Raw genomic sequence first — 16,526 nt, forward strand, 5'->3', positions numbered from 1 at the left:
CCCAACCTCCTCTTTTCTGAAACTTTGTTTTAGTGAGCGAAAGGTACATTTTTTATCGGAAGTAGACAAAAAATCGCGGAAAAAACAATTGGAAATGTATATCTTTGCCTTAAACTTAACATGTATGGAGCAAATAAATACGATAGATAAAATCAGCGCCGTCTACCGCAACACGGCAGAAGAGGCAAGACAAGAACTGAATAAAGTACAACAGAAGATTTACCGCATCGGCAGCCTGCGCCTGCTGCTATTTGTGGCAGGAGTAGTAGGAATTATCTATTTCTGGAGCGAGAGCTGGGGTATACTGGCCTGCATTGCCCTCATCACCCTACTGCCGTTCCTATTTTTAATGAAATACCACAACCGGCTGTTCCATCGCAAGGACTATCTGGAAAAGAAGATGGAAATCAACGAGCAGGAACTCGCCGCTCTGGATTACGATACGTCTTCTTTCGATGACGGCGAAGCATACATCGACCCCACCCATCTCTACACCTATGATTTGGATGTTTTCGGTCCGCATTCCCTTTTCCAGTACATCAACCGTACCTGCACACAGCCCGGGAAACACCGCCTCGCCCACTGGCTGGGGAAACATCTCGAGAGAAAGGAAGAAATCATCCGCCGACAAGAAGCCGTCAGTGAACTGGCTCCGGAACTGAAATTCCGTCAGCGCTTCCGTATCCTCGGCCTGCTGTACAAAGGAAAAGCCGCCGATGAAACAGAACTGTGCCAATGGGCGGAAAGTCCGAGCATCTTCCGGAGCCGGAAATTACTGCGCCTCCTGCCGGTACTGGTGACGGGAGCCAACCTCATCTGCCTCGCACTCGTCATGGCAGGAATTCTGTCCGCAAGTATCTACGGCATCATCTGGACCTGCTTCGTCATCGCCGGCTTCGGCTTCACTGGCAAAGTCACCAAGATGCAGGCCATCTATGGCAAAAAACTGCAAATTCTCTCCACCTACGCCGCCCTGCTCCACCTCATGGAAAAGCAGCCTGCACAAGCCACCCTGCTCAAAGAGATAAGACAACAGATTGACGGAGAAAAACGGAAAGCCTCCCACTCCATCAGCAGGCTGAACAAGCTCATGGATGAACTCGACCAACGCAACAATGTCTTTATGTACGTCATTCTGAACGGCCTCTTCTTCTGGGAACTGCGTCAAATCATGCGCATTGAAGCCTGGAAAGAGCAATATGCCGCTGAACTGCCCGGGTGGCTCGATGCCATCGGACAAATGGATGCGCTCAACTCACTGGCAACATTTGCCTATAATCATCCGGACTATATTTACCCAAAGATAGTTCAAGCGGAAAGAAAGGGAAAAGGAAACCTAAATAAAGAAGAAGAAAGCAATTCTGAAACGGAAGCACCCATCAATGCCCCTTCCTCCTTCCGTCTCCGTGCCGAAGCCCTGGGCCATCCGCTGATGAACCGTGACCGCTGTGTCCGCAATGACATCGACATGGTGAAACGACCGTTTTTCATCATCGTCACCGGCGCCAACATGGCAGGGAAAAGCACCTATCTGCGTACGGTGGGCATCAATTACCTCCTTGCCTGCATCGGCGCCCCCGTCTGTGCCCGCCAAATGGAAATATGCCCGGCCCGGCTCATCACTAGCCTGCGTACCTCGGATTCACTGAACGACAACGAGTCCTACTTCTTTGCCGAACTCAAACGTCTGAAACTCATCATAGACAAGCTGCAGGCTGGTGAGGAGCTTTTCATCATCCTCGACGAAATTCTGAAAGGTACCAACTCCATGGACAAGCAGAAAGGCTCCTTTTCCCTTATCAAGCAATTCATGACTTTGCAGGCCAATGGCATCATTGCCACCCACGACCTGCTGCTGGGAACACTCATCGACCTCTTCCCCGATGACATCCGCAACTATCGCTTCGAAGCAGACATTACAGACAATGAACTGACCTTCTCCTACCGCTTGCGCCCAGGCATCGCCCAGAATATGAACGCCTGCTTCCTGATGAAAAAAATGGGGATTGCCGTTGCCGACTAATCCCCACCACAGTTAAAGTCAAGTCTAACTCTTTGACTGATTATGCTGTTTTACATTTCTCCAGGAAAGTAGATACTGCAACCGCATCGCTACCCGTATAGTAGCGTACGGAAGTTACCGGAGTATACGTGTAAGGCACAAACTGATACAACTGTACAGCCGCAAATTTATTGTCCTGCGAAATCATGACATCCATGCGCACATTTCCACTGCCGCTACTTTTTATTTCAGTCTCGCCATTCAGCTGTTCATTCTCAATCATATCTGTAAGTTTGCCCAAATATTTCAAATCGAAGAAAACACTGCGTTCCTTGGTCACACTGCCCGTCGGCAAATAGACCACTTCCTTCGATTTCCAAAACAGACGGAACACGCCAAGCAAGACGAATGCCGTACCCAGCACCATCAAAGCCATGCTGAGAGTAGAAGATTTATCACTCATCTCAAAAATGGATGCAAAAATAAAAACACCGACCAGCAGCATAGCTACTGAAAAGATAAGTCCTGAAACACTGGTACGCTTTACAATATCGGGATGTGAAGACGCAAAAAGAGTTGCGTCAATAGTTTGAGTTGCCATAATTATAATATGTTTTAATGAATTTATTAGAAATAGAAAATACAGTATTTCCCTGCAAAAACACATAGTCTGACCATACACAAGGGAAAAAGGAAGATTCAATAAAACACTAAATGAGAATACGCCTTAGTGTGAAAATGTAATATTCGCACACCGGCTGGCAACGATAATAGGCAGTGGCATCATAGAGTTTCTCACGATGCAGAGACAAAACAGCCGCTCGCTGGGCCAGTTTGTCAATCCAGTCCTTTAAAGAAAATATATATTCCGTGGTAGAAATACGCTGTATACGGGAGTACGTCAGCGAATGTAATTGTCCACCCATGCCCGCCAGCTCTGCATCCGGCAGATAAGGCAATTGAGGCATCGCAATATAGGCATCAGTCTGCTCATGTACGGCAATAGTATTCTCACTCACAACATTCCCACCACTCACCGCTTTATTGGCAAATGTATCGCTTACAGTCTGCCATAAAGCCAATGCAAGCACCATGAATCCTATGAATCTTAAGAATTTAGCCATATCTATGTGCAAATATAACAGTTTCTTTCAGGAATTTGTTTAATGCACACATCTTTTAATGTTTCTTGGATGATTTATAGGAAATAAAAAGCCGCTCCAAACAAATTGGAACGGCTTCTATATATAAAAAGAATAGTTGAATTATTCAGCTTTAGCTTCCTCAGCAGCAGGAGCTTCTGCAACTGGTGCAGCAGTTTCTGCAGCAGGAGTAGCTTCAGTAGCAGCAGCTTTCTTTGAACGGCGGGTACGAGTAGCCTTCTTGGCAACCTTTTCCTTAGCCATGTTTTCGTTGTAGTCAACGAGTTCAATGAAGCACATTTCAGCGTTGTCACCCAAACGGTTACCAGTCTTGATAATACGAGTGTAACCACCCGGACGATCAGCAATCTTCACAGAGATTTCTTTAAACAATTCAGTTACAGCATACTTGTCTTGCAAATTGCTAAATACAACACGACGGGAATTAGTCGTATCGTCTTTAGCCTTTGTAATCAAAGGCTCAACAAACTTCTTCAAAGCTTTAGCCTTTGCAACGGTCGTAGTGATTCTTTTGTGCTTAATCAAAGAACACGCCATATTAGCCAACATAGCGTTTCTATGAGAGGCAGTACGACCCAAATGGTTGAATTTCTTATTATGTCTCATTTTTTATTCTTTATCTAATTTATATTTAGAAATATCAGTTCCAAACGACAGATTCAGACTCTCCAGCAAATCATCAAGCTCGGTAAGCGATTTCTTTCCGAAGTTTCTGAATTTCAGCAAATCCGTCTTGTTGAATTGTACCAAGTCACCAAGAGTCTCTACATCTGCAGCCTTCAGACAGTTGAGGGCACGTACAGAGAGATCCATATCAACGAGCTTGGTCTTCAGCAACTGACGCATGTGCAATACTTCTTCATCAAACTCTTCATTGCCGTCAACATCATTTGTTTCCAGCGTGATCTTCTCGTCAGAGAAAAGCATGAAGTGATAAATCAGAATCTTTGCAGCTTCTTTCAGGGCTTCTTTCGGATGAATGGAACCGTCGGTAGTAATCTCAAGTACCAGTTTCTCGTAGTCGGTCTTCTGCTCTACACGGAAGTTCTCTACCTGATACTTCACATTACGTATCGGAGTATAAATAGAATCGATAGGAATTACGTTCACATCGGTGCAATATTCGCGGTTTTCGTCAGCAGGAACATAACCACGACCTTTGTTGATCGTAATATCTATCTGCATAGTCGACTTTGAATCTAAATGACAAATAACTAATTCAGGATTTAACACTTCAAATCCAGTCAAATACTTACCTATGTCACCTGCTTTAAATTCACTTGAATTCTCGACTGTAATACTTACTTTCTCACTCTCGAATTCTTCAACTACTTGCTTGAATCTCACTTGTTTCAGATTCAAGATAATGTTAGTAACATCCTCTTTTGCCCCCGGAACACTGGAAAATTCATGCTCAACACCGTCTATCTTGATAGTAGTGATAGCAAAACCTTCCAATGAAGAAAGCAGGATGCGGCGCAGTGCATTACCCACGGTAATACCGAAACCGGGCTCCAACGGACGAAATTCGAATTTTCCGAATCTAGAGTCCGCTTCCAACATTAATACTTTATCAGGTTTTTGAAATGCTAATATCGCCATGAAATTAATTATTATTTAGAATACAATTCTACGATCAAATGCTCTTTAATGTTTTCAGGAATGTCTGCTCTTTCAGGTACATGCAGCAATTTGCCTACCTTAGAGTTATCATCCCATTCCAACCAAGGATATTTGCTATGGTTAAAGCCAGCCAGTGAATTAGCGATAACTTCCAATGATTTGGATCTTTCACGAACACCGATCACCTGACCCGGTTTCACTGCATAAGAAGGAATATTCACAACCTCACCGTCTACAGTAATGTGCTTGTGGCTCACCAACTGACGAGCAGCTGCGCGAGTAGGAGCAATACCCAAACGGAATACGATATTGTCAAGGCGACCTTCCAACAATTGGAGAAGGATTTCACCAGTAATACCTTTAGCAGTCTCAGCCTTCTCAAACAAGTTGCGGAATTGTTTTTCCAAAACGCCATAAGTATATTTGGCTTTCTGTTTCTCACGAAGTTGAACACCGTATTCAGAAGTCTTTCTCTTTCTGGAATTACCGTGCTGTCCGGGAGGATAGTTCTTCTTTGACAATACTTTATCTGCTCCAAAGATACCTTCACCGAATTTACGGGCTATTCTTGATTTTGGTCCAGTATATCTAGCCATTTCTTTTAAATATTTAATTGTTTATTCATGAACTTGGGTTTGTTGCAGCCGCGATTGCAGAGAGAAAGTTTACAATCCAATAACAAAATCAAGTCTCACTTCTATTAAAGGTAAATTTTAAACTCTACGTCTTTTCGGAGGACGACAACCGTTGTGCGGAAGCGGAGTTACGTCAATGATTTCAGTAACCTCGATACCTGCACCGTGGATAGTTCTAATAGCAGACTCACGTCCGTTACCCGGGCCCTTCACATATGCTTTTACCTTTCTCAAGCCAAGATCGTATGCTATCTTAGCACAATCTTGAGCAGCCATCTGTGCTGCGTAGGGAGTGTTCTTCTTTGAACCTCTAAAACCCATCTTTCCAGCAGAAGACCAAGAAATGATCTGACCTTCGCTGTTTGCCAGAGAAACAATAATGTTGTTAAAAGATGAATGAACATGCAACTGTCCATTAGCATCAACCTTCACATTTCTCTTTTTTGCTGCAACTGTTTTTTTTGCCATATCAACAATTATTATTTAGTAGCTTTTTTCTTATTAGCAACGGTTTTCTTTCTACCCTTACGAGTACGGGCATTGTTCTTTGTGCTCTGACCTCTTACTGGAAGACCAATACGATGACGAACACCACGATAGCAACCGATATCCATTAAACGCTTAATGTTCAATTGAACTTCAGAACGAAGATCACCTTCAACCTTATACTCTGCACCAATGATCTCACGAATCTTGGCAGCCTGATCATCCGTCCAGTCTTTTACTTTCAGGTCTCTGTCAACACCTGCTTTATCCAAAATTTTTGCTGAACTACTACGACCTATACCATATACATAGGTCAACGCAACTTCACCTCTCTTGTTTTGAGGCAAATCGACACCAACTATTCTTATAGCCATATACTAAATTATTTTTTTTGCAAAAATAATAATATTATCCTTGACGTTGTTTATACTTAGGATTTTTCTTGTTAATAACATACAAACGGCCATTACGTCTAACGATCTTACACTCTGGCGTACGTTTCTTTAAGGATGCTCTTACTTTCATATCTTAATTTTATTTATATCTAAATACAATTCTTCCTTTCGATAAATCGTAAGGAGACATTTCGACTCTTACTTTATCCCCTGGCAGGATTTTGATGTAATGCATCCGCATCTTACCGGAAATATGTGCAGTAATCTCATGTCCGTTTTCTAATTCAACACGAAACATTGCATTAGACAATGCTTCAACTATAACTCCATCTTGTTCTATTGCAGATTGCTTTGCCATATTAATTTCTTAAATTGCTTTATCTCCTAATACTTCTTCAATGAACTCGAATGATGACAATATATCAGCTTCACCAGTGCCGACTGCTATCGTATGTTCAAAATGAGCTGCACACTTGCGGTCTTTTGTCCTCACCGTCCAGCCATCACGCTCCATGAGTATTTGTCGGTTACCTAAAGTTATCATCGGTTCAATGGCAATGCACAAGCCTTTCTTCAGCATTGTCCCATAACCACGCTTTCCGTAATTGGGAACCTGAGGATCTTCATGCATTTCCTTGCCTATTCCGTGACCCACAAACTCACGCACCACACCATAAGAATTAGATTCGCAGTGCTGCTGTATCGCATAACCGATATCACCCAACCGCTTGCCGTGAACGGCATTCTGTATCCCTATGTACAATGCTTCTTTAGTAACCTTCAGTAATTTGCGGACTTCTTCGTCAACTTCACCTACACAAAACGTATAGGCTGAGTCGCCACAAAAGCCATTCATGTAAGTACCACAATCAACAGACACGATATCACCATCTTTCAGTACCACATCATCTCCCGGAATACCATGTACCACCTGGTCATTTACAGATGTGCAAATAGAAGCTGGAAACGGATCGCCATATTGATTAGGAAAACCTTTAAAGGTTGGAACAGCACCATTGTCTCTGATGAACTCTTCCGCCACCCTATCCAGCTCTTTTGTTGTCACTCCGGGCTTTATAACCTTAGCTATCTCAGCCAACGTCTTTCCAACAAGCAAATTACTCTTGCGGAGCAGCTCTATTTCATCTTCTGTTTTAAGAAATATCATTCTTCAAAAAAGATTAATATGCAGCTACATTACCACTGCGGCCTTTAATACGTCCGGATTTCAGCAAACCGTCATAGTGTCTCATCAACAAATGACTTTCTACCTGCTGGAGAGTATCAAGCACCACACCCACAAGGATTAACAAAGATGTACCGCCAAAGAATTGAGCAAACTCAGCTTTCACACCGAATATACCGGCAAACGCAGGCATAATGGCAACCAAGGCCAAGAAGAAAGAACCAGGCAAAGTAATACGCGACATAATCACGTCAATATACTCAGCAGTTTGCTTTCCTGGCTTGATACCCGGAATAAAACCATTGTTTCTCTTCATATCTTCAGCCATCTGAGTCGGGTTAATAGTAATTGCAGTATAGAAATACGTAAACAATATAATCAACACTGCAAAAATCAAATTATACCAAAAGCTTGTATGATCAGTCAATGCACGTACGAAACCACTTGCATCATTTACATTTGAGAACCCAACAAGAGTGATAGGAATAAACATGATAGCCTGAGCAAAAATGATAGGCATCACGTTAGCAGCATTCACCTTCAAAGGAATATACTGTCTAGCACCGCCATATTGCTTGTTACCCACGATCTTCTTCGCATATTGTACAGGAATCTTTCTAGTTCCCTGCACCAAAAGAATAGCGAATGCAATAACAACCAGCAGAACAACAAGCTCAATCAAGAACATTACCAGACCACCAGTCTTGTCCGTCATACGGGAAATCAATTCCTGGAATAAGGACTGTGGCAGACGGGCGATGATACCAATCATGATAATCAGCGAAATACCATTACCGATACCCTTATCCGTAATTCTCTCACCAAGCCACAAAATAAACATACTTCCAGCCGCTAAAATAATGGTAGAAGTAAACATAAACAGAGTCCAATCTAATGAAGCATTTAAAGAAGGACCAGCCTGCATCTTAAGATTGAGCAAATAAGAAGGAGCCTGAACCAAAAGAATAAGAATCGTCAGATAACGAGTATATTGATTCATTTTTCTTCTACCACTCTCACCTTCGCGCTGCAATTTCTGGAAATACGGAACCGCAATACCCAGCAACTGAATCACAATGGAGGCAGAGATGTACGGCATGATACCCAATGCAAAAATAGAGGCATTGGAAAATGCTCCTCCGGAAAACATATTTAACAAGGCTAAAAGACCTTCGCTTGTCTGTTGATGCAATTGTGTCAGCATTGACGGATTGATACCCGGCAAAACGACATACGAACCAAAACGGTAGATTGCCACAAACAATATGGTAATGAGGATCCGTTGTCTCAGATCCTCAATTTTCCATATATTCTTTAATGTTTCAATAGCTTTTCTCATTGAATTAGAGTTTTACTACTTGTCCACCAGCAGCTTCGATGGCAGCAACAGCAGTCTTAGAAAATGCATGTGCTTGTACATCCAACTTAGCAGTCAAAGTTCCGTTACCTAATACTTTTACCAACTGGCTTGCAGAAATGAAACCAGCAGCAATGAAGTCACTGATACCTACAGTCTGCAAGTTCTTTGCTTCAGCCAATTTCTGAATTGTATCCAAGTTGATAGCCTTATACTCTACACGATTGATATTTTTAAAGCCAAACTTAGGTACACGACGTTGAAGAGGCATCTGACCACCTTCAAAACCGATTTTCTTAGAGTATCCAGATCTTGATTTAGCTCCTTTATGACCTCTAGTAGAAGTACCTCCCAAGCCAGAACCCGGACCACGTCCAATTCTCTTTCTTGTTTTAGTAGATCCCTCTGCAGGTTTTAAATTACTTAAGTTCATATTGTAATTCGTTTTATATTCAACAAATAATTACTTAACAATGGTAACCAAGTGTTTAACCTTATCCACCATTCCAAGAATTGAAGGAGTGCATTCGTGTTCAACCACACGATTCAACTTATGAAGTCCCAGTGCATCGAGAGTTCTCTTCTGATCAGCAGGAGCACCAATTCTACTTTTAACTTGTTTAATCTTTATAGTCGACATATTCTTCCTCCTTATCCTCTAAATACTTTTTCCATACTAACTCCTCTGTTCTGGGCAACCATACGAGCATCGCGCATTTCACTCAATGCCAAGATAGTAGCCTTTACCAAGTTGTGCGGGTTGGAAGAACCTTTTGACTTAGCCAAAACGTCTGTTACACCAACACTTTCCAATACGGCACGCATTGCACCGCCAGCAACAACACCGGTACCGTGAGAAGCCGGTTTAATAAATACTTCAGCGCCACCGAACTTTGCAGACTGTTCGTGAGGAACTGTACCTTTCAGTACAGGCACTCTTGTCAGGTTTTTCTTTGCAGATTCAACACCTTTGGCAATAGCAGCGGTTACTTCACCAGCTTTACCAAGGCCCCAACCGATGATGCCTTCTTCGTTTCCTACTACCACAATAGCAGAGAAACTAAAAGTTCTACCACCTTTGGTTACTTTGGTTACACGATTAATAGCAACCAATCTGTCTTTCAGCTCTATATCGTTTGTAATCTTAACTCTATTATTAAGTCCTGCCATAATGATTAAAATTTAAGTCCACCGTTACGGGCAGCATCAGCCACCTCTTTTACTCTCCCATGATACAAGTAACCATTACGGTCGAAAACAACAGTAGTAATACCTGCTTCCTGAGCTTTTTTCGCAATCAGTTCACCTACTTTAGCAGCTTGTTCCTTCTTTGGCATTTTTTCAGTCATACCCAACGAAGAAGCGGCAGCCAATGTCTTACCGGACAAGTCATCGATAATCTGAACATAGATTTGCTTGTTACTTCTAAATACACTCATACGCGGGCATTCAGTAGTACCTGAAATTTTGTTGCGTACTCTATATTTGATCTTAATTCGTCTTTCTATTTTTGTTGTCATAATAATATCAATTTAAATGATTATTTAGCACCAGCTGATTTACCAGACTTTCTACGAATTTCTTCGCCAACAAACTTAATACCCTTACCCTTATACGGTTCAGGCTTACGGAAAGAACGTATTTTAGAGCAAACTTGACCAAGTAACTGCTTGTCGCAAGATTCCAATATAATCAAAGGATTCTTGTTTCTTTCAGACTTAGTCTCAACTTTAACTTCAGGAGGCAACTGTATAAAGATACTGTGAGTATAACCTAAAGCCAGTTCAATGATATTTCCCTGGTTAGAGGCACGGTAACCTACACCGACAAGTTCCAATTCTTTCTTATATCCTTCTGATACACCAACAACCATGTTGTGCACCAATGAACGGTATAATCCATGGAATGCATGCTTTTGCTTGGGGTTATCCAGCATTGCATTTTCATTCTCAGCCAAAACAACATGACCGTCTTCGATGGCAACATTGATAGCAGGATTTACATATTGGCTCATTTCGCCTTTGGGTCCCTTAACGGTAACCACGTCATCTTTCAGAGTAACTGTTACTCCAGCGGGAATACTAATGGGTAATTTTCCTATTCTTGACATTGCTAATTCCTCCTATTAATATACATAACACAAAACTTCACCACCAATCTTCAGTTCAGCGGCTTCTTTGTTGGTCATTACACCCTTGGAAGTAGATATTATAGCAATACCCAAACCATTAATAACACGCGGCATGTCTTTATAACCGGTATATTGACGCAAACCCGGAGAAGAGATTCTCTCCAGCTTCTTGATTGCGTTAACCTTGTTTACCGGATCATACTTCAAGGCAACTTTGATTGTACCTTGAGGACCATCTTCTACAAACTTATAATTAAGAATGTAGCCCTTTTCAAAAAGAATCTTAGTGATTTCTTTTTTCAAATTAGAAGCCGGAACTTCCACAACTCTGTGCTTCGCTTGAATAGCGTTCCGCAACCTCGTCAAATAATCTGCTATTGGATCAGTCATATAAAAAATAAATTAAATTAATCAGGCCTACCCTGACAATATTTAAAAACAATAATTACCAGCTTGCTTTCTTTACACCGGGAATAAGACCGTTAGAAGCCATCTCACGGAACTGGATTCTGGAGATGCCAAACTGACGGATATATCCTTTGGGACGACCTGTCAGCTTGCAACGGTTGTGCATGCGAATCGGGTTAGAATTTTTAGGCAAATCCTGCAATTTCTGTGCAGCTTCAAAAGCTTCAGCAGGATCACCGGTTCTAACGATTTGCTTCAACGCAGCTCTTTTCTCGGCATATCTGGCTACTAATTTAGCACGCTTTACTTCGCGTGCTTTCATTGATTCCTTTGCCATATTATCAATCTTTTTTAGCGTTTTTAAACGGTAAACCGAATTCTTTCAACAAGGCATACCCTTCTTCATCTGTTTGCGCAGAGGTTACAAAGGTAATATTCATTCCGAGAATTCTAGTAATACTATCGATATTAATTTCAGGGAAAATGATTTGTTCCTGAATACCAAGGGTATAGTTACCCTTACCATCGAACTTACTTTCAATACCCTTGAAGTCGCGGATACGAGGCAGAGCTACACGAACCAACTTTTCAAGGAATTCGTACATTCTCTCACGACGCAGAGTTACCATAACGCCAATCGGCATTTTCTTACGCAACTTAAAGTTTGCAATATCCTTACGAGAAATGGTTGCCACGGCTTTCTGGCCAGTGATAGTAGTCATTTCATTAATTGCCACTTCAATAATCTTCTTGTCGGCAACAGCCATACCCAGACCCTGATTGATAACAATCTTCTTAAGTACGGGTATCTGCATAGAAGAAGAATACTGGAACTGTGATTTCAATGCAGGCGCAATACGCTCTGCATATTCTTTCTTAAGGCTAGCAGTATTACTCATTACTTAATCTCCTCTCCTGATTTTTTAGAATAACGCACTAAAGTGCCTTCAGCACTTACTTTTCTACCAACACGCGTTGCTTTGCCAGTCTTTGGATCAACGGGGTTCAAGTTTGACAAGTGGATAGAAGCTTCTTGCTTCACAATACCACCTTGCGGGTTCTTAGCATTCGGTTTTGTGCTCTTAGACACCATGTTGATACCTTCAACGATTGCGCGGTTTTTATCAACAAGAACCTTCAATACACGACCAGTCTTACCCTTGTCTTCACCGGAGTTTACATAAACTGTATCGCCTTTTTTAATATGTAATTTACTCATTACTCAAATCTTTTACAATATTAAAGTACTTCAGGAGCGAGTGACACAACTTTCATGTTAGTAGCACGAAGTTCACGAGCTACCGGACCGAAAATACGACTACCTCTAATTTCACCTGCATTGTTCAACAACACGCAAGCATTATCATCAAAACGTATGTAAGAGCCATCAGCACGACGGATTTCTTTCTTAGTACGTACGATCAAAGCTTTAGACACTGCACCTTTTTTAATATCACTTGAAGGGATAACGCTCTTAACAGAAACGACAATCACGTCCCCTACTGAAGCATAGCGACGACCTGTACCACCCAAAACGCGGATACAGAGAGCCTCTTTTGCCCCACTATTATCACATACTGTAAGTCTGGATTCTACTTGTATCATAATTACTTAGCTCTTTCAATTATTTCTACCAATCTCCATCTCTTAGTCTTGCTCAAAGGACGAGTTTCCATGATGTGTACAGTATCGCCGATATTGCACTCATTCTTTTCATCATGAGCATGGTACTTCTTCGTCTTGCTAACGAACTTACCATATATGGGGTGTTTCTCCTTAAACTTAGCTGCTACTGTAATGGTCTTATCCATCTTGTTGCTCAGCACAACCCCAGTTCTTTCTTTTCTTAAATTTCTTGCTTCCATCAAGCTCATCATTTATTGTTAAGTTCTCTTTGGCGTAATTCAGTCTTCATACGCGCAATAGTCCTGCGTAATTGTTTGATCTGAGCAGGATTATCCAAAGGAGAAATAGAATGATTTAAAATCACTTGGTTGTAATTAGCTACTTCTGCTTCAACTCTTTCTACCAAGTCACTGGTAGGCATCTCTTTAATTTCTGCTGTTTTCATACTTCTTACGCATTTTGATTTTGAATATCATAATCACGTCTAACCACAAACTTAGTTGTGATAGGAAGCTTCTGTGCAGCCAAGCGCAAAGCTTCTTTAGCGATTTCATAAGATACTCCTTCGGCTTCGATAATAATTCTACCCGGTGTAACAGGCGCTACGAATCCTTCCGGCGCACCCTTACCCTTACCCATACGCACATCAGCAGGCTTTCTGGTGATAGGTTTGTCGGGGAAAATACGAATCCAAATCTGTCCTTGACGTTGCATATATCTTGTCACTGCAATACGCGCAGCTTCAATCTGACGGCCTGTAATCCATTTCGTTTCCAAGGCCTTAATACCAAAAGATCCGAAAGCCAACTGGTTTCCTCTTTGGGCATTACCCTTTTGACGGCCTTTTTGTTGTCTTCTGAATTTTGTTTTTTTCGGTTGTAACATAATTCCTAAAAATCAAATTCGTTAGCGATTATTTTTCTTTCTTTTGAAGTTCTTTCCGCCATTGTTTCCGCTATTGCTTCCACGACCACTTTCCTTGCTTTGCGTAAAGTTCGGAGCCAACTCCTTCTTACCATAAACTTCACCTCTACAAATCCAAACTTTAATGCCGAGAAGACCAACCTTAGTCAATGCTTCTGCATGACAATAGTCGATATCTGCTCTGAAAGTGTGCAACGGAGTTCTTCCTTCCTTATACATTTCAGAACGGGCCATTTCTGCACCATTCAAACGTCCTGAAATCTGAATCTTAATACCTTCCGCACCCATACGCATTGTATTGGCAATAGCCATCTTGATGGCACGACGGTAGGCTATTTTACCTTCAACCTGACGGGCAATGTTGTTAGCCACGATAACAGCATCCAACTCTGGTCTCTTAACTTCGAAGATATTAATCTGAATATCCTTATCAGTAACCTTCTTCAACTCCTCTTTCAACTTGTCAACTTCTTGGCCACCTTTGCCGATAATGATACCCGGACGTGCAGTACAAACGGTAATAGTCACGAGTTTCAGTGTACGTTCAATTACAATTCTTGACACACTAGCCTTTGCCAGACGAGCGTTCAAATATTTACGAATCTTGCTATCTTCCAGCAGAGAATCGCCGTAATTCTTTCCACCATACCAATTGGAATCCCATCCTCTGATAATTCCTAAACGGTTGCTTATTGGATTAACTTTTTGTCCCATTTACCTTAATTTTGATCTTCGTTATTACTTTTAGAACCAACGAACAACGTTACGTGGTTTGAACGTTTACGAATTCTGTAACCTCTACCCTGCGGAGCCGGTCTCATTCTTTTGAGTGTAGCACCACCATCAACAAAAATCTTGGTTACGAACAGCTCGCCACTTTCAGCTTTACGTTCGTTTTTCTGCTCCCAGTTAGCAATTGCAGAGCGCAGCAACTTTTCCACTCTTGCGGCAGCCTCTTTTGAAGAGAACTTCAAAACGCCGAGTGCTCTGTTCACCTCCATCCCGCGAATCATGTCAGCCACGAGACGCATTTTACGGGGGGAAGTAGGAACATTTTGCAATTTCGCAAAATACATGGTCTTAAGGGCTTCTTTTCTTTTTTCAGCCGATATTTTTTTTCTTGCTCCCATTATATTATTACTTTATTATTTCAGATAAATCCTGTTTTATTTTTTCTTGTTACCAGCGTGTCCTCTGAAAGTACGAGTTGGAGCAAATTCGCCCAACTTGTGTCCTACCATATTTTCGGTAACATAAACAGGAATAAATTTATTTCCGTTGTGAACTGCAACAGTATGGCCTACGAAATCAGGCGAAATCATTGAAGCTCTGGCCCAGGTCTTAACTACCACTTTCTTGCCCGATTCATTCATGGCAAGCACTTTCTTCTCAAGCTTAACGTTAATATACGGACCTTTTTTTAATGAACGACTCATAATTTACTCAATTAATCAGATTACTTCTTTCTTCTCTCAATAATATACTTAGACGATTGTTTCTTCGGAGCTCTTGTCTTAAGACCCTTAGCGTACAATCCCTTACGAGATCTCGGGTGTCCTCCTGAAGCACGTCCTTCACCACCACCCATCGGGTGATCAACCGGGTTCATAACAACACCACGGTTACGCGGACGACGTCCTAACCAACGAGAACGTCCAGCTTTACCTGAACTTTCCAATCCATGATCTGAGTTACCTACACTACCAATAGTAGCCTTACAAGTACTGAGGATCTGACGAACCTCACCTGAAGGCAACTTGATAACGCAGTACTTACCTTCTCTAGAAGTCAACTGAGCGAAGTTACCAGCCGAGCGAACCAAGGCAGCGCCTTGTCCCGGACGTAATTCGATGTTGTGAATTACAGTACCGACCGGAATATTCTGAAGCGGAAGTGCGTTTCCGATTTCCGGAGCGGCAGTCTCACCTGACATCAAAGTCGTACCAACTTGCAATCCATTGGGAGCAATAATATATCTTTTTTCTCCATCTGCATAAAACAACAAAGCGATACGAGCCGAACGATTCGGATCGTATTCAATTGTTTTAACCACTGCAGGCACACCGTCTTTATTTCTCTTGAAATCTACGATACGAATAATCTTCTTACTACCGCCACCGATGTAGCGCATAGTCATCTTACCTTCGTTGTTACGACCACCTGAAGATTTCTTACCAAATACAAGAGACTTTTCTGGTACCCGTGCAGTAATCTCTTCGTAAGTACCAATAATTTTATGTCTTTGCCCCGGTGTTGTGGGCTTAAATTTACGTACTGCCATTTTTATTAAATATTGCTATAAAAATCAATAGTATCTCCTTCTTTCAACGTAACGATAGCCTTCTTGAACGCATTCGTACGTCCGTTGATGATACCGGCACGAGTATAGCGGCTCTTGTTTTTGCCGGCATACTTCATTGTATTCACATCAACTACTGTAACGTTGTAAAGGGCTTCAACTTCCTTCTTAATTTCCAGTTTATTAGCTTCAGGACGCACGATAAAGCCGAAACGATTATTCGTCTTATCAGTAATTGCAGTCATCTTCTCTGTCACTAACGGTTTAATAATAATTCCCATTATTTAAGCC

At 41.8% G+C, this 16,526-nt stretch carries 30 protein-coding genes; 1 reads left to right on the plus strand and 29 read right to left on the minus strand.

The genetic code is table 11. The annotated features are described in order from the left end of the window. Nucleotides 1-124: 124 nt before the first annotated feature. Nucleotides 125-2,023, plus strand: coding sequence for a MutS family DNA mismatch repair protein (locus tag CSD97_RS14420; protein WP_009037299.1), 1,899 nt, complete (start codon nt 125-127; stop codon nt 2,021-2,023). A 40-nt stretch (nt 2,024-2,063) separates the two neighbouring features. On the opposite strand, the gene CSD97_RS14425 is transcribed toward CSD97_RS14420, so the two are convergent. The 29 genes from CSD97_RS14425 to rplW all read right to left on the minus strand — a co-directional run bounded on the left by CSD97_RS14425 (nt 2,064) and on the right by rplW (nt 16,516). After that, the gene (locus tag CSD97_RS14425) at nt 2,064-2,603 is read right to left on the minus strand and encodes a hypothetical protein (protein WP_005833536.1); all 540 of its coding nucleotides are present in this window, start codon (nt 2,601-2,603) and stop codon (nt 2,064-2,066) included. A gap of 109 nt (nt 2,604-2,712) precedes the next feature. Continuing rightward, the gene (locus tag CSD97_RS14430; protein WP_098032619.1) at nt 2,713-3,126 is read right to left on the minus strand and encodes a hypothetical protein; all 414 of its coding nucleotides are present in this window, start codon (nt 3,124-3,126) and stop codon (nt 2,713-2,715) included. A 141-nt stretch (nt 3,127-3,267) separates the two neighbouring features. After that, entirely contained in the window at nt 3,268-3,771 is a 504-nt protein-coding gene (gene rplQ, locus CSD97_RS14435; protein WP_005825680.1) for a 50S ribosomal protein L17, read from the minus strand. A 3-nt stretch (nt 3,772-3,774) separates the two neighbouring features. Next, nucleotides 3,775-4,767: a DNA-directed RNA polymerase subunit alpha gene (locus CSD97_RS14440; RefSeq protein WP_005825683.1), complete on the minus strand. Its 993-nt coding sequence runs from the start codon at nt 4,765-4,767 to the stop codon at nt 3,775-3,777. A gap of 11 nt (nt 4,768-4,778) precedes the next feature. Next, on the minus strand, nt 4,779-5,384 hold the full coding sequence (gene rpsD, locus CSD97_RS14445; RefSeq protein WP_005825685.1) for a 30S ribosomal protein S4: 606 nt from the start codon (nt 5,382-5,384) through the stop codon (nt 4,779-4,781). Nucleotides 5,385-5,501: 117 nt separating this feature from the next. Further along, nucleotides 5,502-5,891, minus strand: coding sequence for a 30S ribosomal protein S11 (gene rpsK, locus CSD97_RS14450; protein WP_002558049.1), 390 nt, complete (start codon nt 5,889-5,891; stop codon nt 5,502-5,504). A gap of 11 nt (nt 5,892-5,902) precedes the next feature. Continuing rightward, entirely contained in the window at nt 5,903-6,283 is a 381-nt protein-coding gene (gene rpsM, locus CSD97_RS14455; protein ID WP_004291218.1) for a 30S ribosomal protein S13, read from the minus strand. 34 nt (nt 6,284-6,317) lie between these two features. Beyond that, entirely contained in the window at nt 6,318-6,434 is a 117-nt protein-coding gene (gene ykgO / locus CSD97_RS14460; RefSeq protein ID WP_002558051.1) for a type B 50S ribosomal protein L36, read from the minus strand. 9 nt (nt 6,435-6,443) lie between these two features. Next, complete coding sequence (gene infA / locus CSD97_RS14465) at nt 6,444-6,662, minus strand: translation initiation factor IF-1 (RefSeq protein ID WP_002558052.1); 219 nt, start codon at nt 6,660-6,662, stop codon at nt 6,444-6,446. Between the two features lie 9 nt (nt 6,663-6,671). Next, nucleotides 6,672-7,472, minus strand: coding sequence for a type I methionyl aminopeptidase (gene map, locus CSD97_RS14470; RefSeq protein ID WP_005825687.1), 801 nt, complete (start codon nt 7,470-7,472; stop codon nt 6,672-6,674). Between the two features lie 13 nt (nt 7,473-7,485). Next, a complete protein-coding gene (gene secY, locus CSD97_RS14475) occupies nt 7,486-8,829 on the minus strand; it encodes a preprotein translocase subunit SecY (RefSeq protein ID WP_005825690.1) in 1,344 nt (447 codons plus the stop codon). A 4-nt stretch (nt 8,830-8,833) separates the two neighbouring features. Next, nucleotides 8,834-9,280, minus strand: coding sequence for a 50S ribosomal protein L15 (gene rplO / locus CSD97_RS14480; RefSeq protein WP_005825692.1), 447 nt, complete (start codon nt 9,278-9,280; stop codon nt 8,834-8,836). 30 nt (nt 9,281-9,310) lie between these two features. Then, the gene (rpmD, locus tag CSD97_RS14485) at nt 9,311-9,487 is read right to left on the minus strand and encodes a 50S ribosomal protein L30 (protein ID WP_004291222.1); all 177 of its coding nucleotides are present in this window, start codon (nt 9,485-9,487) and stop codon (nt 9,311-9,313) included. Nucleotides 9,488-9,498: 11 nt separating this feature from the next. Further along, nucleotides 9,499-10,017, minus strand: coding sequence for a 30S ribosomal protein S5 (rpsE, locus tag CSD97_RS14490; protein ID WP_005825693.1), 519 nt, complete (start codon nt 10,015-10,017; stop codon nt 9,499-9,501). 5 nt (nt 10,018-10,022) lie between these two features. Next, nucleotides 10,023-10,367 carry a 50S ribosomal protein L18 gene (gene rplR / locus CSD97_RS14495; RefSeq protein WP_005656518.1) on the minus strand — a complete coding sequence of 115 codons (345 nt, stop codon included), beginning with the start codon at nt 10,365-10,367 and terminating at the stop codon, nt 10,023-10,025. 20 nt (nt 10,368-10,387) lie between these two features. After that, entirely contained in the window at nt 10,388-10,957 is a 570-nt protein-coding gene (rplF, locus tag CSD97_RS14500; protein WP_098032620.1) for a 50S ribosomal protein L6, read from the minus strand. A 15-nt stretch (nt 10,958-10,972) separates the two neighbouring features. Beyond that, entirely contained in the window at nt 10,973-11,368 is a 396-nt protein-coding gene (gene rpsH, locus CSD97_RS14505) for a 30S ribosomal protein S8 (RefSeq protein WP_004291226.1), read from the minus strand. Between the two features lie 55 nt (nt 11,369-11,423). After that, complete coding sequence (gene rpsN / locus CSD97_RS14510; RefSeq protein ID WP_005825697.1) at nt 11,424-11,723, minus strand: 30S ribosomal protein S14; 300 nt, start codon at nt 11,721-11,723, stop codon at nt 11,424-11,426. 4 nt (nt 11,724-11,727) lie between these two features. Continuing rightward, complete coding sequence (gene rplE / locus CSD97_RS14515; protein WP_005825698.1) at nt 11,728-12,285, minus strand: 50S ribosomal protein L5; 558 nt, start codon at nt 12,283-12,285, stop codon at nt 11,728-11,730. Next, entirely contained in the window at nt 12,285-12,605 is a 321-nt protein-coding gene (rplX, locus tag CSD97_RS14520) for a 50S ribosomal protein L24 (RefSeq protein ID WP_005825699.1), read from the minus strand. The genes rplE and rplX overlap by 1 nt, the downstream gene beginning before the upstream one ends. Before the next feature lie 20 nt (nt 12,606-12,625). Continuing rightward, nucleotides 12,626-12,991, minus strand: a complete 366-nt coding sequence (gene rplN, locus CSD97_RS14525; protein WP_005825700.1) for a 50S ribosomal protein L14 — start codon at nt 12,989-12,991, stop codon at nt 12,626-12,628. A 2-nt stretch (nt 12,992-12,993) separates the two neighbouring features. Next, on the minus strand, nt 12,994-13,263 hold the full coding sequence (gene rpsQ / locus CSD97_RS14530; protein WP_005825701.1) for a 30S ribosomal protein S17: 270 nt from the start codon (nt 13,261-13,263) through the stop codon (nt 12,994-12,996). Continuing rightward, nucleotides 13,260-13,457 carry a 50S ribosomal protein L29 gene (gene rpmC / locus CSD97_RS14535; RefSeq protein ID WP_005825702.1) on the minus strand — a complete coding sequence of 66 codons (198 nt, stop codon included), beginning with the start codon at nt 13,455-13,457 and terminating at the stop codon, nt 13,260-13,262. Before rpmC ends, rpsQ begins: the two co-directional genes overlap by 4 nt. Nucleotides 13,458-13,462: 5 nt before the next feature. Further along, complete coding sequence (gene rplP / locus CSD97_RS14540; protein WP_004291234.1) at nt 13,463-13,897, minus strand: 50S ribosomal protein L16; 435 nt, start codon at nt 13,895-13,897, stop codon at nt 13,463-13,465. A gap of 21 nt (nt 13,898-13,918) precedes the next feature. Then, the gene (gene rpsC, locus CSD97_RS14545) at nt 13,919-14,650 is read right to left on the minus strand and encodes a 30S ribosomal protein S3 (RefSeq protein ID WP_004291235.1); all 732 of its coding nucleotides are present in this window, start codon (nt 14,648-14,650) and stop codon (nt 13,919-13,921) included. A 5-nt stretch (nt 14,651-14,655) separates the two neighbouring features. Next, on the minus strand, nt 14,656-15,066 hold the full coding sequence (rplV, locus tag CSD97_RS14550; RefSeq protein WP_004291236.1) for a 50S ribosomal protein L22: 411 nt from the start codon (nt 15,064-15,066) through the stop codon (nt 14,656-14,658). Between the two features lie 36 nt (nt 15,067-15,102). Further along, nucleotides 15,103-15,372, minus strand: coding sequence for a 30S ribosomal protein S19 (rpsS, locus tag CSD97_RS14555; protein ID WP_002558070.1), 270 nt, complete (start codon nt 15,370-15,372; stop codon nt 15,103-15,105). A 20-nt stretch (nt 15,373-15,392) separates the two neighbouring features. After that, entirely contained in the window at nt 15,393-16,217 is an 825-nt protein-coding gene (gene rplB / locus CSD97_RS14560) for a 50S ribosomal protein L2 (protein ID WP_005825705.1), read from the minus strand. 5 nt (nt 16,218-16,222) lie between these two features. Then, nucleotides 16,223-16,516, minus strand: coding sequence for a 50S ribosomal protein L23 (gene rplW / locus CSD97_RS14565; RefSeq protein WP_005825706.1), 294 nt, complete (start codon nt 16,514-16,516; stop codon nt 16,223-16,225). Nucleotides 16,517-16,526 lie beyond the last annotated feature (10 nt).

It is taken from the genome of Bacteroides sp. AR29 (assembly GCF_900217715.1).
GTDB classification, from domain to species: Bacteria; Bacteroidota; Bacteroidia; order Bacteroidales; family Bacteroidaceae; genus Bacteroides; species Bacteroides uniformis.

Excerpts from the sequence above, each read along its gene's own strand:
- CSD97_RS14420 (WP_009037299.1), top strand. The coding sequence starts at position 125 with ATGGAGCAAATAAATACGATAGATAAAATCAGCGCCGTCTACCGCAAC.
- CSD97_RS14425 (WP_005833536.1), bottom strand. The coding sequence starts at position 2,603 with ATGGCAACTCAAACTATTGACGCAACTCTTTTTGCGTCTTCACATCCC.
- CSD97_RS14430 (WP_098032619.1), bottom strand. The coding sequence starts at position 3,126 with ATGGCTAAATTCTTAAGATTCATAGGATTCATGGTGCTTGCATTGGCT.
- rplQ (WP_005825680.1), bottom strand. The coding sequence starts at position 3,771 with ATGAGACATAATAAGAAATTCAACCATTTGGGTCGTACTGCCTCTCAT.
- CSD97_RS14440 (WP_005825683.1), bottom strand. The coding sequence starts at position 4,767 with ATGGCGATATTAGCATTTCAAAAACCTGATAAAGTATTAATGTTGGAA.
- rpsD (WP_005825685.1), bottom strand. The coding sequence starts at position 5,384 with ATGGCTAGATATACTGGACCAAAATCAAGAATAGCCCGTAAATTCGGT.
- rpsK (WP_002558049.1), bottom strand. The coding sequence starts at position 5,891 with ATGGCAAAAAAAACAGTTGCAGCAAAAAAGAGAAATGTGAAGGTTGAT.
- rpsM (WP_004291218.1), bottom strand. The coding sequence starts at position 6,283 with ATGGCTATAAGAATAGTTGGTGTCGATTTGCCTCAAAACAAGAGAGGT.
- ykgO (WP_002558051.1), bottom strand. The coding sequence starts at position 6,434 with ATGAAAGTAAGAGCATCCTTAAAGAAACGTACGCCAGAGTGTAAGATC.
- infA (WP_002558052.1), bottom strand. The coding sequence starts at position 6,662 with ATGGCAAAGCAATCTGCAATAGAACAAGATGGAGTTATAGTTGAAGCA.
- map (WP_005825687.1), bottom strand. The coding sequence starts at position 7,472 with ATGATATTTCTTAAAACAGAAGATGAAATAGAGCTGCTCCGCAAGAGT.
- secY (WP_005825690.1), bottom strand. The coding sequence starts at position 8,829 with ATGAGAAAAGCTATTGAAACATTAAAGAATATATGGAAAATTGAGGAT.
- rplO (WP_005825692.1), bottom strand. The coding sequence starts at position 9,280 with ATGAACTTAAGTAATTTAAAACCTGCAGAGGGATCTACTAAAACAAGA.
- rpmD (WP_004291222.1), bottom strand. The coding sequence starts at position 9,487 with ATGTCGACTATAAAGATTAAACAAGTTAAAAGTAGAATTGGTGCTCCT.
- rpsE (WP_005825693.1), bottom strand. The coding sequence starts at position 10,017 with ATGGCAGGACTTAATAATAGAGTTAAGATTACAAACGATATAGAGCTG.
- rplR (WP_005656518.1), bottom strand. The coding sequence starts at position 10,367 with ATGACAACAAAAATAGAAAGACGAATTAAGATCAAATATAGAGTACGC.
- rplF (WP_098032620.1), bottom strand. The coding sequence starts at position 10,957 with ATGTCAAGAATAGGAAAATTACCCATTAGTATTCCCGCTGGAGTAACA.
- rpsH (WP_004291226.1), bottom strand. The coding sequence starts at position 11,368 with ATGACTGATCCAATAGCAGATTATTTGACGAGGTTGCGGAACGCTATT.
- rpsN (WP_005825697.1), bottom strand. The coding sequence starts at position 11,723 with ATGGCAAAGGAATCAATGAAAGCACGCGAAGTAAAGCGTGCTAAATTA.
- rplE (WP_005825698.1), bottom strand. The coding sequence starts at position 12,285 with ATGAGTAATACTGCTAGCCTTAAGAAAGAATATGCAGAGCGTATTGCG.
- rplX (WP_005825699.1), bottom strand. The coding sequence starts at position 12,605 with ATGAGTAAATTACATATTAAAAAAGGCGATACAGTTTATGTAAACTCC.
- rplN (WP_005825700.1), bottom strand. The coding sequence starts at position 12,991 with ATGATACAAGTAGAATCCAGACTTACAGTATGTGATAATAGTGGGGCA.
- rpsQ (WP_005825701.1), bottom strand. The coding sequence starts at position 13,263 with ATGATGAGCTTGATGGAAGCAAGAAATTTAAGAAAAGAAAGAACTGGG.
- rpmC (WP_005825702.1), bottom strand. The coding sequence starts at position 13,457 with ATGAAAACAGCAGAAATTAAAGAGATGCCTACCAGTGACTTGGTAGAA.
- rplP (WP_004291234.1), bottom strand. The coding sequence starts at position 13,897 with ATGTTACAACCGAAAAAAACAAAATTCAGAAGACAACAAAAAGGCCGT.
- rpsC (WP_004291235.1), bottom strand. The coding sequence starts at position 14,650 with ATGGGACAAAAAGTTAATCCAATAAGCAACCGTTTAGGAATTATCAGA.
- rplV (WP_004291236.1), bottom strand. The coding sequence starts at position 15,066 with ATGGGAGCAAGAAAAAAAATATCGGCTGAAAAAAGAAAAGAAGCCCTT.
- rpsS (WP_002558070.1), bottom strand. The coding sequence starts at position 15,372 with ATGAGTCGTTCATTAAAAAAAGGTCCGTATATTAACGTTAAGCTTGAG.
- rplB (WP_005825705.1), bottom strand. The coding sequence starts at position 16,217 with ATGGCAGTACGTAAATTTAAGCCCACAACACCGGGGCAAAGACATAAA.
- rplW (WP_005825706.1), bottom strand. The coding sequence starts at position 16,516 with ATGGGAATTATTATTAAACCGTTAGTGACAGAGAAGATGACTGCAATT.